Below are 14,158 nucleotides of genomic sequence, written 5' to 3' on the forward strand. Positions count from 1 at the left end.
AGAGCCAAAACACAAAAGGAATTATTCATGTCTAATCCACTTCTTACGTTTACGGATCTTCCTCCGTTTTCGCAAATCAAACCAGAACACATTAAACCTGCAGTGGAGCAGGCGATTGCGGATTGTCGTGCCAAGATTGACGAGGTACTTAAAGACAACGCAAACCCAAGCTGGACCAGTGTGATCGCGCCAATTGAAGAAGCGGATGACCGCTTAAGCCGCATTTGGTCACCAGTGGGTCACATGAACTCAGTAGTGAACAGTGAAGCGCTGCGTGAAGCGTATGAAAGTTGCCTACCAATCCTGTCTGAGTACGGTACTTGGGTTGGTCAGCACAAAGGTCTTTACGAAGCGTACAAAGCGATCAAAGCCAGCGAAGAATACGCGACGCTGACGCGTGCACAGCAGAAGACCATTTCGGATTCACTACGCGACTTCGAGCTTTCGGGCATTGGTCTACCATCAGACGAGCAACATCGCTACGGCGAAATCAGCAAGCGCATGTCTGAGCTGAGCTCAAAATTCTCCAACAACGTGCTGGATGCAACCATGGGTTGGACTAAGCACGTTGCCGACGAAAAAGACCTAGCGGGTATGCCAGAATCTGCACTTGCAGCAGCAAAAGCGGCAGCAGAAGCAAAAGAGCTTGATGGCTACCTAATCACGCTAGATATCCCATCTTACCTGCCAGTTATGACGTACTGTGATAACCAAGACCTACGTAAAGAAGTGTACGAAGCGTACGTAACGCGCGCTTCTGACCGTGGTCCAAATGCAGGCAAATGGGACAACACAGAAATCATCACTGAGCAGCTAAAACTGCGTCATGAAATCTCTCGTATGTTGGGTTTCAACACTTACAGCGAGAAATCTCTGGCAACCAAAATGGCAGAGAACCCAGCGCAAGTTCTTGGCTTCTTGAACGATTTGGCTACCAAAGCAAAACCACAAGGTGAGCGCGAAATCGAAGAGCTACGCCAGTTTGCGAATGCGGAATTTGGTGTTAGCGAGCTAAACGTATGGGACATTGCGTACTACAGCGAGAAGCAAAAGCAGCACTTGTTCCAAATTTCGGATGAAGAACTGCGTCCTTACTTCCCTGAATCAAAAGCAGTAAGTGGTCTGTTTGAAGTACTAAACCGTGTGTTTGGTATGACAGTGACAGAGCGTGAAGGCGTGGATACTTGGCACGAATCCGTGCGTTTCTTCGATATCTTCGATGGCGAAGGCACACTGCGCGGCAGCTTCTACCTAGATCTATACGCACGCGAACACAAACGTGGCGGTGCGTGGATGGACGATTGCCGTGGTCGTCGTGTAACGCTATCAGGCGAGCTACAAACACCAGTTGCTTACCTAACATGTAACTTCAACCGTCCTGTAGGCGACAAGCCTGCACTGTTTACGCACGATGAAGTGGTGACTCTGTTCCACGAGTTTGGTCACGGTATCCACCACATGCTGACGCAAGTAGAAACAGGCGCGGTATCGGGCATCAACGGTGTGCCTTGGGATGCGGTTGAGCTACCAAGTCAGTTCCTAGAAAACTGGTGTTGGGAAGAAGACGCGCTGGCGTTTATTTCTGGTCACTATGAGACTGGCGAACCGCTACCAAAAGCGATGCTAGACAAAATGCTAGCAGCGAAGAACTTCCAGTCGGCGATGGGCATCCTACGTCAGCTAGAATTCGGTTTGTTCGACTTCACTCTGCACACAGAATACGACCCAGAAGTGGGTGCTCGTGTGCTTGAAACCTTGGCAGAAGTGAAAGAGAAAGTGGCAGTTGTACCAGCGGTTGAGTGGGCGCGTTTCTCACATAGCTTTGGTCATATCTTCGCTGGTGGTTACAGCGCAGGTTACTACAGCTACCTATGGGCAGAAGTGTTGTCTTCAGATGCGTTCTCTCGCTTTGAAGAAGAAGGCATCTTCAACAAAGAAACCGGTCTAAGTTTCTTGAACAACATCCTAGAAATGGGTGGTAGTGAAGAACCAATGGAGCTATTTAAGCGCTTCCGTGGTCGTGAGCCAGAAATCGATGCGTTACTGCGCCATTCTGGTATCGCAGCGTAATCTCGATTGAGAATGAAAATGGGCAGCCAAGTGGCTGCCCTTTTTTATTTTCAGATTCGTTTTTTGTTTATTGATTCAACTTGTTATGGGTTTACGTTGCGATTGATTGGGTTTTGCAGTGAAATCAGCGTCTCGGTAGATTGCACTTCGTCGATCGCTTGAAGCTTATCAATCAATACAAATTGCAGCTCCTCAATTGACTTGCACATCAATTTAACGAATATGTTATACGCGCCCGTGGTGTAGTAAGCTTCTACCACTTCATCGAGAGCGTTGAGCTTTTCTAGTGCTGAGTGATAGTCGCGTGCAGCATTAAGGTTGATGCCAATAAAGCAACATACATCGTATCCTAGCTTTTTAGTATTGACGATAACCTCTGTTCCCTCGATGATGTCGGCCGCTTTCATTTTCTCGATGCGAACATGGATGGTGGCAGGGCTAACATCAAATTGCTTTGCCATCTCTGCATACGGCGTGCGTGCATCGGCCATCAGCGTTTTTAAAATGGCACGATCAAGGTCATCGAGTTTAGGTAGACTCGCGTTCATATTAGTAATTCCGTTAGGATATGAGGCTTTGAGTTCATTTTATACTCACCATGAATAGGATTCACAAGGTTTAAGCAGAGATAACCGAGAGTTGGCTCTGATATCACGGAGATGATGTGCAGGTTTTACTGATTTTTATTGCGATATGCTGGAGTAGCGTTGCCATCGCGCAAGAGCAAAAAGTTCTTGTTGTGCATTCCTATCATCAAGGCTTTTTCTGGACGGACTCTATTCAGAGGGGAATTGCGCAGCAAGTGGCTGATCGGTCGTTGGATATGCGCGTTTTGTATCTAGACTCGAAGCGCAACCAAAGCCCAACTTTTTTTCAACAGCTTGACTCTCTGTATCGCACTAAGCTGTCCAAAGAGCGTTTTGATGCGATTGTCGTTAGCGACAACAATGCGTTGGCATTAATGCAGCGTTTAGCGCCCGTAATTAAGGACACGCCAGTTATCTTTAGTGGTATCAACAATTATCATGCTTCACTTCATCAAAATCTTAACGCGACTGGCGTTATTGAAGATATTGATCTCGCTGCAAACCTAGAGCTGATTGAGCGACTGCACCCTAAATTCCAACAAATTCTGATTGTTAGTGACCACTCGGTTACTGGGGCAGCACTTAGAGCTCAGGTTGCCGATTTTCTCGAACAAACGCCCAAATATCGCCACAAAGTGGCACATCTTGTGCCAGATACTATCGATGAGCTCAAACAACAGGTGTCAGAATTAACCCAAGACAACGTTGTGTTGTTTTGGACTTACTATCGCGACAAATATGGCATTGTGAGTAGTGACCGGGACTGGCGTGAGGTGAACCAAGCTTCGAATGCACCTCTCTTTATGGTGCACGATGTCGGCTTAGGACATGGTGCTGTCGGAGGCGTAATCCAGAGTGGTTACCGACAGGGGTTTGAGGCAGCTCAACTGCTTGAGCAAGTGTTAGATAACCCTAAAGCACCGTTACCATCCGTAACAAAGAGCGAATCAGAAATCAAATTAGATTATCAATCGGTGGTTCGCTGGGGCCTTGGTGTAGAGCAAGAGCCGACGGCTGTATTTCTTAATAAGCCGATGCCATTTTCACAACGTTTTGCAAAAGAAATCAAAGTCTTTGGCAGCGTATTTGTGCTGATGTCCATTGTAATCTTGCTATTGAGTTATTACTTACAGCGTATCCGTCGTAGCGAAGCGTCTGCTCGCGAGGCTCAAACGATTTTAGAATCGGTTTTCGACCAAAGCATGCAGTATATGGGCATACTCGACCAACACGGTTTATTAAAATCCGGTAACGATCGTCTACAGTCTCTCCTCTATCATCAAGATTTACGACTCGATCGTCCACTGTGGCACCACAAGCACTGGAGTGTCGATGCACGCCAGAAAATATCTGAATTCTTTCAGAATCATCACCGACAAGTGACGACTTTTGAAGCGGATATTTGGAGTAAAGAGCATGGTGCGATGGTGTTGGAAGTTTCACTCAAGCCTTTCTCTCAGAAGGTCGGAAATGAAAACCAATACTTGTTCGAGGCGCGTGATATTACCAGCCGTAAACTTATGGAAGACAAGCTTTATCAGCGTGAAGCGAGCTTGCGTAATTACTACGAACAGCAACCAGTGATGATGGTGACATTGGACAGCAATAACTGCATCCAAGAAGTAAACCGCTTTGCTCAGCAACTGTTGGGATATCAACCGCTGGATATGCTTGGTCATCGCTTGCGGGAGTTTTATTCAGACGACAAGGCACTGTTTCCGCGTCAAGTTTTGCTTCAGCCAAACCATGTTGCCCATGGTGTGTGGCGAAGAGAGATAGAGTATCTTCATGCGGACGGTCATTCCGTCTGGGTTCGCGAAAATATTCGTCCGTTACGAGATTCTGACCAGTTACTGATCGTGGGTGAAGACATCTCAGAAACGAAAAAACTGGCCAAACAGCTAGAATATCAAGCACGTTATGACTTGTTGACCGACACTTACAATCGCAACCACTTCGAACTAGAGCTGCAAACCGCACTGCGAGAAGTGGAAAGTCATCGCCGTGTACACGCAATGTTGTATCTCGATCTTGATCAGTTGAAAGTGCTCAATGATACCGCGGGTCATGATGCTGGTGATGCGGCGATTCAGTTTTGTGCCAGTATGTTGGAAGAGGTCTTGCCTTATAGTGCCATTTTGGCACGAATGGGTGGTGATGAGTTTGCGGTACTACTCAAAGATTGTGGTGAGCATGGGGCGATCATGATTGCAAAATCGATCATCTCGACACTGAGTAAACAGCCATTCATTTGGGAAGATATTCGTTTGCATATGAGTTGCTCCGTTGGTATTCGGGTTATTGACCACACAGCTGAAACACCGCAAATGGTGCATGCACAAGCGGATTCAGCTTGTCATGTGGCCAAAGAGCTAGGGCGGAATCGCTACAATTTGTTTAGCCACGATAATGAAGAAGTACAGCAACGACAGCGAGAAATGCAAAGTGTTAATTTGGTACACGATGCTCTAGCTGGTCAACGTTTGGAGCTATTCGCGCAACGCATTCTTTGTCTACAGCACGAAGATTCGAAGATGAACTTTGAGATATTAGTGCGGATCCGCAATTCTCAAGGAGAATACATCTCTCCTGGTATCTTTATGCCAGCATCAGAGCGCTACAACATCGCTCACTGGATTGATAAACAAGTGGTGAATCAAACCTTGGAGTGGTTCGAGCAAAGACCAGAAAAGGTAGAGAATCTTGGACGATGCTCGATAAATTTATCTGGTCACTCAATGGGCAATCAGGAATTTATCGATTTTCTATTAGAACGTTTGGAAACGTCTTCTATGCCTTGCGATAAAATCTGTTTAGAGATCACTGAAACAGCGGCAATGCGTAACCTTGATCAAGCGATCGCATTTTTTACCAAAGTGAAAGCGCTTGGCTGCATGATTGCTTTGGATGATTTTGGATCTGGCCTATCTTCTTTTGGTTATTTAAAGAAACTTCCAGTAGACATCGTGAAAATTGACGGCCTATTCGTGAAAGATATGGATAAGAATGAAACAGATCGAGTCATGGTTCGTTCGATTAATGATCTTGCTAAACAGATGGGTAAAGTGACGGTCGCTGAGTTTGTTGAAAACAGCCAGATTATCGATCATTTACTAGAACTTGGTGTCGATTATGGACAAGGTTATGTTATCGGACATCCCAAACCTCTGGCGCAGTTAGTCGAAGAGCTTGAACAAGAGCGATCGTGCTAGAGTGAGTGAATAGGCTAGCCTAGCAATTCACCGGCCATTAGGTATACACTCAGCGCCAGTTAAACCGATTTTTACTGGAGCCTCCTTTTGCAACTGCAATTGATTTGTGAAGACCCATCTCAACAGTCTCACCTTGATGAACTCGCTGCGCGTTGGCAGCTTTCTCACACTGATGACAGTGACTTTGCCTTAGTCCTCACGACAGAGCGTTTAGAGCTGCGTAAAGTGGATGAGCCAAAGCTGGGTGCAATCTTTGTGGATTTGATTGGTGGTGCAGTAGGTCATCGTCGCAAGTTTGGTGGCGGTAAAGGTCAGGCAATTGCGAAAGCTGCGGGCTTGAACAAAGGTGCAACCCCCACAGTACTGGATGGCACAGCGGGTTTAGGGCGTGATGCGTTTGTATTGGCGTCGTTAGGCTGTAAAGTGCAAATGGTTGAACGTCACCCAGTGGTCGCTGCATTGCTGGATGATGGCTTGGCGCGTGCGAAACACGATCCAGAAATTGGCACTTGGGTATCAGAGCGCATGTCTTTGATTCACGCTTCTAGCCATGATGCGTTGGAACAATTGGCGCAAGATAAAGACTTCGTTCAGCCAGATGTGGTTTATCTCGACCCGATGTACCCACACCCTGAAAACAAAAAGAAATCGGCATTAGTAAAGAAAGAGATGCGCGTATTCCAATCTTTGGTCGGTGCAGATCTTGATGCAGATGGTTTGCTGGCACCAGCAATGGCATTGGCGAGCAAGCGTGTGGTGGTCAAGCGCCCTGATTATGCGGACTGGCTTGATGAGCAAAAGCCAAGCATGGCAATCGAAACCAAAAAGAACCGTTTCGATGTGTATGTGAAGGCGTCAATGGCGTAATTCGACTAAACGTCTGACGACAAAAAACTTCTTCTCACAGCGCCTGATTTGGCGCTGTATTTGTATCTGGCGTTTGCTCCGCTTATTGATACTTTTCTCTTGCTAATTCGGCATACTGACTGTATATCTAACTAAGAATTATTATTATTTCACTTGTGTGATGCCGTAGAGTAAAACAGTCGAGAATTGGGAAGCTGGAGTAGTAGCATGGCGAAACGTTTATGTAAGATGAGCCGCAAACAGATTGCTGAGAGTCTGGGTGATATTCACCGCCTAGTTGTGGCACCTAAGTTTGTCTGCCGTTCTTGTGCTCGCTCTTCTGCCTCGAAAGATACCTTATGTAAGCCAGCCGCGATTCCTCCTCAAAAATGCCAAGATAAGCCGTTGTCTGAACAGCAAGCATGTGGTTTGTTGGCAGAGGCGCTACCAACTCCCTCCCTTACACAAGATACGCCAATCATTATGGCGCCTGAGCAAAGCGCAGAGAAAGCGGCGATCGTGAAGCGCGTAGTGGAACGAGTGAAAGAGAAAAAATTGGCAGCGAAAGTAGCAGCCGTAACCCCTGCCACTCAGCTAGAGACGTCAGCGATGTTTGATTTATCAGATAAGAAAGCGCTGAAAAAGGCGAAAAAAGCGGTTAAGAAACACTATAAGCAGCAGAAGAAATTGCTTAAATTAGCCAAAAAGCAGCAAAAATTGCTCAAACGCCAGCGCAAGCTTGAAGCGCGTAATGCCAAACTTGAGGTGCTGCTACCAACACCACCTAATGCGTTGATGAGCACAAGCTCGCAAGCCAAAGTGCATTAATCGAATCAACAAAAAACGCTCTCCAACTGGAGAGCGTTTTTTTTATGGTTGGAATGTTTGTTGGGATCGATGTGTTACTTGTTGGCGTAACTCATCTCTACGCGCTTTTTCACCCAAGTCTCATTGATCCACAGCGACAGCATGATGATCGCGCCGCCAATAGCAAGTCGCGTCACATCAACATCGCGGTTCCAAATCACGATATTCACAATCAATCCAGCAGGGACAAGCGCGTTGTTCATCACCGCAAGTGCGCCAGCATTGACCATAGTCGCGCCTTTGTTCCACGCAAAGTAACCAAAGCCTGATGCGATCAAGCCTAGGTACGTCAAAATACCCCATTGTGTTGCTGTCGTTGGCATCTTGTCTAAGTTACCCATTAGAGCAAAAGCAACGGTCGCCACGCACAATGCACCTAAGTAGAAATAACCAAACACCGTATGCTGCGGCAGATCCACCGGTTCGGTTTCCATAATGTACTTGTAGCCGACCTGACCGATGGCAAAACACAGGTTTGCCCCTTGTACGACCAAAAATCCCATCAAGAAGTTTTCATTGATGCCTGCAAACTTAATCCACGCCGCGCCTAGCACCGCAATTGCAGCGGTAACCAAATACCAAGGCGAGAAACGACCTTTCAAGAAGTCATAAATCAAGGTGACATAAATAGGCGTAAATACGGTGAACAGCAGTACTTCTGGTACAGAAAGGAGTAGGAAAGATTGGTAGTAGAAGCAATACATCAAACCGAGCTGGAAGCCGCCGACGATCATCAGTTTTGCGATCAGAGACTTGCTTACGCCACGGAATTTTAAGAAAGGAATGAAAACGAGGCTCGCCAACGCAACGCGCATGAAAACGGAGAACCAAGAATCGACCTGACCGGCTAGGTAAACGCCGATCAGGCTAAATGAAAATGCCCAAAGCAGGGTAACTGCAGATAGATAAGCCATGGATGAGAATCTTTATCAACAACAAATGTGCCCGCAGTCTAACCAAGTTTTAAGGTCACGCCAATGCAAATTAGTCTTTTAGCGGTACGACCAGCATGTCGACGGGTGAGCAGTTAATGAGCTGACGAGTCGATGAGAGAATCTTGCTCCAGAAGTCTTGGTGATGACCACAAACGACCAAATCGATACTGTAGTCTTGAATGGTATCGCACAGTTCGTTACTTAAATCACCGCTACCAACCAAAGTATGCGTGATTGGGTATCCCGCATATTCCTCAAAGTTGGCCAATTGTGTGCGCGACGCTTCCATTGCTTGGTGTTGCGCCTCCGCCATATTGATATCGATAAGCCCGGTGTAAAGCTCGGCGTAATTCACATCGATATGAATGAAAGAGACTTTCGCATCCAGAGGTTTAGCCAGTGATACGGCTTTCTTAATCAACACTTTACTGTCGTCTGATAGGTCAACTGCCACAAGTATGTGTTTGTAACTCATATTGCCATCTCCTTGATAAGGTCATACTGTCAGATTAGCACTAAGTCTAAGATAATTTTGCTGAAGTGATCTCATATCAATCTAGTAGGTAGAATCTCATGGCAAAGGAATCATGTTATAGTGGCGTTATACCCAAGTGACTTTGTTGTCTTTGAACCATCTCTTTTGAGGTCATTTGGGTATATTGCATGCACATAAATAGGAGTTAACATGCTGTCTCAAACTATGGTTGAACAATTGAATGAGCAAATTAACCTAGAATTTTTCTCATCCAATCTATACTTACAAATGAGTGCTTGGTGTGAAGACAAAGGTTTTGAAGGTGCGGCTGAATTTTTACGCGCTCACGCCGTAGAAGAAATGGAGCACATGCAACGTCTTTTCACTTATGTGAGTGAAACTGGCTCAATGCCAATCCTAGGTGCAATTGAAGCACCAAAGCATGATTTTGCGAGCCTAGGTGATGTTTTCCGTGAAACCTATGAACATGAGCAAATGATCACGGAAAAAATCAACAAACTAGCGCATGTTGCATTTACAAGCCAAGACTACTCAACGTTTAACTTCCTACAGTGGTACGTGGCTGAACAGCACGAAGAAGAGAAGTTATTTAAAGGGATTTTAGACAAGATCGAATTGGTTGGTGAAGATGGTAAGGCATTGTTCTTCATCGATAAAGATCTAGCACAAATGGCAAAAGAAGGTTCATCTTCAATCATGGATGCTCCAGCTGCATAACGCGTTCTCAACGCGATAAGTAGCGGGTAAAGGACGAAGCATTGGTCGTCTTTTTCTCTTGAGCATCATTGAAGATGTAGGGAGGAAAAGATGATCAGTGGAGACACAATCTTATTTGCGCTAATGGTTGTAACGGGACTGAATATGGTTCGTTACTTAACCGCTCTTCGTTCTCTAATTTACATCATGCGTGAAGCACATCCTTTGCTGTATCAGCAAGTGGATGGTAATGGATTTTTCACTACTCATGGCAACGTCACCAAACAAGTGAGGTTGTTCCATTACATTAAAAGTAAAGAATATGACCATCACCACGATGAGATCTTTACGGGTAAGTGTGAGAGGGTACGTGGACTCTTCATTTTATCGACCGCTTTACTCGGTGTAACCCTACTGGCTGCCTTCATTCTATAAGCCAGCAAGCAATGCTTGGAATTTAAGCGCTTTTCCCGCTCGACTTTTGTCGTTAGAATAGCGCCCGCAGAAAGCAAGGATGTGCATTACGCACATCCTTTTTTATTTTTGGACTTATATACCCCAAGTCATTCTCGCTGAACCAAGCATCTTGAGGTTACTTGGGTATAAACCAATTTAAATAAGTAATTGAGCGTTACCGATGAGTAAGAAATTTGATGTTGTTGTAATTGGCGCTGGCGCGGCAGGTTTGATGTGTGCTGCGGAAGCAGGTAAGCGCGGACGCAGTGTGCTCGTGCTGGATCATGCGAAAAAGCCAGGACGTAAAATCCTTATCTCAGGTGGTGGTCGTTGTAATTTCACTAACTACGATGTTTCCGCAAACAACTACTTATGCCAAAACCCGCATTTCGTGAAATCGGCGCTGTCGCAGTACACCAACTGGGACTTTATTTCGATGGTCAGTAAGCATGGCATCGAGTTTGAAGAGCGCGATCACGGACAGCTATTCTGTGTTGACGCGTTTACCGCAAAAGACATCGTTAAGATGCTACTAGCAGAATGCGACATGCCAAACATCCAACAACGCTACCAATGTGATGTACATTCGATCGAGAAAACCGATGCGGGCTTCCGTCTGCATGCGGGTACTGAAAATATCGAATGTGAATCTTTGGTGGTTGCCACCGGCGGTCTGTCGATGCCTAAGCTTGGCGCGACGCCATTTGGCTACAAGATTGCTGAGCAGTTCGAGCTTCCAGTGATTACCACTACGGCAGGTCTAGTGCCGTTTACGCTGCATAAAGAAGACAAAGAAGATTTCGCTGAGCTATCGGGCATTGCGATTCCAGCAGAAATCACCGCGCAAGACGGCACCATGTTCAAAGAAGCGCTGCTGTTTACTCACCGCGGCTTATCTGGTCCATCGGTTCTGCAGATTTCTTCGTTCTGGAAAGCGGGTCAGAAGGTGACAATTAACCTCGTGCCAAACGACGACATCGCAGAGTTGCTAGAACGCAGCCGTGAGAAGCATCCGAACCAATCCCTAAAGAATACACTGGCGAAAGTGCTGCCAAAGCGTTTAGTTGAAGTGCTGATCGAGCGTAAAGAATTAGCAGATAAACCACTTAAACAGTTCAACCCGAAAGAGATGGCAACCATCGTTGAGCGTTTAGAGAACTGGGCTGTGGCACCAAACGGTACGGAAGGTTACCGCACTGCCGAAGTTACCTTAGGCGGCGTAGATACTGATCACCTGTCTTCAAAAACCATGGAATGTAAGAACATCAAAGGCTTGTACTTCATTGGCGAAGTGATGGATGTGACTGGCTGGTTAGGTGGTTATAATTTCCAGTGGTGTTGGTCGAGCGGCTTTGTCGCGGGTCAGTGGGTGTAATTAGATCGAATAAAAAGACCGAGCTAGTGCTCGGTCTTTTTATTAATGAAACAGCCTTTCTGGCAGTACTGGAGCGCTAAATCGGTAGCCTTGCCCGTACAAACATCCTTTCTCTTTTAGATATTTTGCTTGTTCGTCTGTTTCAATACCTTCTGCGACTACTTTCAATGACAAGCTATTGCTCATTGCGATGATGGCATCAACAATGGCTTTACTATCTTCATTACTTGGCACATCAGAGACGAATGAACGGTCTACTTTGAGCTTAGTAATAGGTAAGCCTTTTAGGTATGACAATGAAGAGTAGCCAGTACCAAAGTCATCCAGTGAAATCTCAACGCCGAGCTCTCTTAGTTGGTTTAACGACTCAATGGCATGTCGCGGGTCGTTCAACAAAAAGCTCTCGGTAATTTCCAGATCCAACAAGTTTGCGGGAAATTGAGTGCGTTCGAGAATGTCTTTCAATCGCTCAATAAAGCCGTTTTTTTGCAGTTGAAGTGCTGAAACGTTGATCGCCATTTTTCCAAAGGCGATGCCTTTATCTAACCAGTATCGGCCTTGTTTGCATGCTTGCTCCATGACCCAAGGACCAATCACTTGAATCAAACCTGTTTTTTCAGCGATCGGGATGAAATCCGCTGGAGAAACTTGGCCAAGTTCTGGATGTTTCCAACGTAGTAGGGCTTCTACGCCGATTAGGCTTTTATTACTGAGTTGATATTGTGGCTGATACACGAGATACAGTTCGTCTTTCTCAATGGCTTCGTGCAAAGCAGATTGTAGGCGGACGTGAGATACCGACTTATCGGTTAGCTCTGGAGAATAGAAAGCATAACCATTTCGTCCATTCTTCTTAGCAAGGTACATAGCCGTATCGGCATTTTTAAGTAAGGTTTCACTGTCTCGACCATCTTCAGGGTAGAGCGCAATACCGATGCTGGTTGATACTCTCAGTGATTCGTGGTTTGCCAATGAAAAAGGCTTTTTGAAGACAGTGAGAATGTCTTTAATCGTCGTGATTAGGTGCTCATTGTCATCGATCTCTGGCAAAATGATCACGAATTCATCACCACCAATTCGAGCTACATGAGCCGATAGATCAAGGACATGTTGCAGTCTTTCCGCAAGTTTTGTTAGCAATTGGTCGCCACAAAAATGACCTAAGCTGTCATTGATATGCTTGAAGTGGTCAATATCAAGGAATAGCGTAGCAAAAGACTGTTGGTTTTTTTGTCCGCTTTCAATGTGTTGTTCTAGCAGAGTGATTAGGTGTGTACGATTTGGCAGATTAGTGAGCGGATCATAAAATGCCATGCGTTGAAGCTTCTCTTCATGCGCTTTGCGAACGGTAATATCTTCAAATACGCAGATATAATTAATCAGATGATTCTTATCATCTTTTACTGCACTGATGGTCGCTAACTGCGGATAGATACACCCATCCTTTTTGCGATTGATAAATTCGCCTTTCCATTGTCCTTTTGTTTCTAGTTGATGCCACAGCTCTTGATAAAATCGGTCATCATGATGTCCAGAACGAAGAATATTAGGGTTTTTTCCTATCACTTCTGCGGCTGAGTAACCCGTGATATGAGTAAATGCGCTGTTAACGTCTAAGATATTGGCACGACGATCGGTGATCACCATCCCTTCTTGAGAGTTATTGAATATCTTTGAAGCGAGAGAAAGTTGCGTTTCTATCATCTTCCTGCGGGTAACGTTGCGTGTCATACCCAAAATACCAATCAGCTCACCAGCATGGTTGCGGACGGGGGATTTGATGGTTTCTAGCCAAGTCGGGTTATTGTTGTCATCAATCAAAGAGCACTCTTCAACAGTGTTTTGGCTGCCTGTCGCGATCACCAACTGGTCGGTATCGATGAACTTTTCCGCGCGAGCTTGGCTAAATAACTCAAAGTCGTTTTTCCCGACAATGTCATTGCTGGTCATGTTCCATGCTTGTTCCACACTGCGATTGGTCAAAGAGTAGCGGCCATCAATGCTCTTTATCCATGTATGATCATCAAGACAATCAACAAACTCTTGCAAGCTTGGTAGCAGCGACGTGTCTTGGTGCAGGTGTCTTGATTGCTCGCGATGAAAGCAAGTGCCCGCATCAAAGCTAATGCGCCCTGCGAGTGAAGATAGCCAGCCCTCTAACTCAGCGCAGTTATGGTTATCATGAACAAGAGCAATCGCTGCAAATAGCGTTTCATCGGGCAACCAGATAGGGCAGTAGCTTAATACTTGATTGGCAAAGCTGATACTTTCTACAGTTAAACTTGGGGGTTGGAAATCGCTTGTTGCAGAAGCGAGCTGGACAGCAATATCGCGACTGTGCCCAGTGGTGGTTTTAACTTCACTTAACTGCCATTGGCGAGTGTAGCTAAAAGTAAATAACTGACCTTGGGCTTGATAAGCTTGGCAGCACTGCTCAAGGGCTGCTTGCCAAGTATTAAGTTGGTCTGGTGAAATTGCAAAGCGAAACATATTAAATTAATTATCCTGACATGCCCCTGTTTGGCGCGCTACCACGTGCACCAATATGAGTAGTTAATTTGGGGCTTTGGTTATATCGTATCCAAAGCCCCCATAAATCCAAGTCAAGAATGAGAGAT

General features: G+C 45.7%; 11 protein-coding genes. 7 read left to right on the plus strand and 4 right to left on the minus strand.

What is annotated here, in order from left to right:
* Window positions 1-27: 27 nt before the first annotated feature.
* Entirely contained in the window at window positions 28-2,070 is a 2,043-nt protein-coding gene (gene prlC / locus KIV41_RS00060; protein ID WP_038893748.1) for an oligopeptidase A, read from the plus strand.
* Between the two features lie 83 nt (window positions 2,071-2,153).
* Here the strand turns inward: prlC and asnC are convergent, their stop codons facing one another.
* Entirely contained in the window at window positions 2,154-2,618 is a 465-nt protein-coding gene (gene asnC / locus KIV41_RS00065; protein WP_010444891.1) for a transcriptional regulator AsnC, read from the minus strand.
* A 116-nt stretch (window positions 2,619-2,734) separates the two neighbouring features.
* Between asnC and KIV41_RS00070 the strand changes: the two genes are divergently transcribed.
* The 3 genes from KIV41_RS00070 (at window position 2,735) to KIV41_RS00080 (ending at window position 7,543) form a co-directional block, all read left to right on the plus strand.
* Window positions 2,735-5,869 (plus strand): ABC transporter substrate binding protein, encoded by a 3,135-nt coding sequence (locus tag KIV41_RS00070; protein ID WP_285335486.1) that lies wholly within the window; start codon window positions 2,735-2,737, stop codon window positions 5,867-5,869.
* A gap of 87 nt (window positions 5,870-5,956) precedes the next feature.
* Window positions 5,957-6,736 carry a class I SAM-dependent methyltransferase gene (locus tag KIV41_RS00075; RefSeq protein WP_010444895.1) on the plus strand — a complete coding sequence of 260 codons (780 nt, stop codon included), beginning with the start codon at window positions 5,957-5,959 and terminating at the stop codon, window positions 6,734-6,736.
* A gap of 207 nt (window positions 6,737-6,943) precedes the next feature.
* Window positions 6,944-7,543 carry a hypothetical protein gene (locus KIV41_RS00080; protein ID WP_088881487.1) on the plus strand — a complete coding sequence of 200 codons (600 nt, stop codon included), beginning with the start codon at window positions 6,944-6,946 and terminating at the stop codon, window positions 7,541-7,543.
* Window positions 7,544-7,617: 74 nt separating this feature from the next.
* Here KIV41_RS00080 and KIV41_RS00085 read toward each other — a convergent pair whose 3' ends face one another.
* Both KIV41_RS00085 and uspA read right to left on the minus strand, forming a co-directional pair.
* Window positions 7,618-8,496 (minus strand): carboxylate/amino acid/amine transporter, encoded by an 879-nt coding sequence (locus KIV41_RS00085; RefSeq protein WP_010444899.1) that lies wholly within the window; start codon window positions 8,494-8,496, stop codon window positions 7,618-7,620.
* A 70-nt stretch (window positions 8,497-8,566) separates the two neighbouring features.
* The gene (gene uspA / locus KIV41_RS00090; RefSeq protein ID WP_010444901.1) at window positions 8,567-8,992 is read right to left on the minus strand and encodes a universal stress protein UspA; all 426 of its coding nucleotides are present in this window, start codon (window positions 8,990-8,992) and stop codon (window positions 8,567-8,569) included.
* A gap of 210 nt (window positions 8,993-9,202) precedes the next feature.
* Here uspA and ftnA point away from each other — a divergent pair, with 210 nt between their 5' ends.
* From ftnA to KIV41_RS00105, 3 genes are all read left to right on the plus strand, one after another.
* On the plus strand, window positions 9,203-9,730 hold the full coding sequence (ftnA, locus tag KIV41_RS00095; RefSeq protein ID WP_010444903.1) for a non-heme ferritin: 528 nt from the start codon (window positions 9,203-9,205) through the stop codon (window positions 9,728-9,730).
* Between the two features lie 90 nt (window positions 9,731-9,820).
* Complete coding sequence (gene uspB, locus KIV41_RS00100) at window positions 9,821-10,144, plus strand: universal stress protein UspB (RefSeq protein WP_010444905.1); 324 nt, start codon at window positions 9,821-9,823, stop codon at window positions 10,142-10,144.
* A gap of 202 nt (window positions 10,145-10,346) precedes the next feature.
* Complete coding sequence (locus KIV41_RS00105; protein ID WP_285335487.1) at window positions 10,347-11,540, plus strand: NAD(P)/FAD-dependent oxidoreductase; 1,194 nt, start codon at window positions 10,347-10,349, stop codon at window positions 11,538-11,540.
* A gap of 42 nt (window positions 11,541-11,582) precedes the next feature.
* Here KIV41_RS00105 and KIV41_RS00110 read toward each other — a convergent pair whose 3' ends face one another.
* The gene (locus tag KIV41_RS00110) at window positions 11,583-14,030 is read right to left on the minus strand and encodes a GGDEF and EAL domain-containing protein (RefSeq protein WP_045386151.1); all 2,448 of its coding nucleotides are present in this window, start codon (window positions 14,028-14,030) and stop codon (window positions 11,583-11,585) included.
* Window positions 14,031-14,158: the final 128 nt, after the last annotated feature.

This window comes from Vibrio sp. D401a, from assembly GCF_030248515.1.
Taxonomy (GTDB): Bacteria; Pseudomonadota; Gammaproteobacteria; order Enterobacterales; family Vibrionaceae; genus Vibrio; species Vibrio rotiferianus.

What these genes read in the sequence shown, in the direction of transcription:
- KIV41_RS00085 (WP_010444899.1), bottom strand. Translation starts at nt 8,496, where the DNA reads ATGGCTTATCTATCTGCAGTTACCCTGCTTTGGGCATTTTCATTTAGC.
- KIV41_RS00105 (WP_285335487.1), top strand. Translation starts at nt 10,347, where the DNA reads ATGAGTAAGAAATTTGATGTTGTTGTAATTGGCGCTGGCGCGGCAGGT.
- uspB (WP_010444905.1), top strand. Translation starts at nt 9,821, where the DNA reads ATGATCAGTGGAGACACAATCTTATTTGCGCTAATGGTTGTAACGGGA.
- asnC (WP_010444891.1), bottom strand. Translation starts at nt 2,618, where the DNA reads ATGAACGCGAGTCTACCTAAACTCGATGACCTTGATCGTGCCATTTTA.
- KIV41_RS00080 (WP_088881487.1), top strand. Translation starts at nt 6,944, where the DNA reads ATGGCGAAACGTTTATGTAAGATGAGCCGCAAACAGATTGCTGAGAGT.
- prlC (WP_038893748.1), top strand. Translation starts at nt 28, where the DNA reads ATGTCTAATCCACTTCTTACGTTTACGGATCTTCCTCCGTTTTCGCAA.
- uspA (WP_010444901.1), bottom strand. Translation starts at nt 8,992, where the DNA reads ATGAGTTACAAACACATACTTGTGGCAGTTGACCTATCAGACGACAGT.
- KIV41_RS00110 (WP_045386151.1), bottom strand. Translation starts at nt 14,030, where the DNA reads ATGTTTCGCTTTGCAATTTCACCAGACCAACTTAATACTTGGCAAGCA.
- ftnA (WP_010444903.1), top strand. Translation starts at nt 9,203, where the DNA reads ATGCTGTCTCAAACTATGGTTGAACAATTGAATGAGCAAATTAACCTA.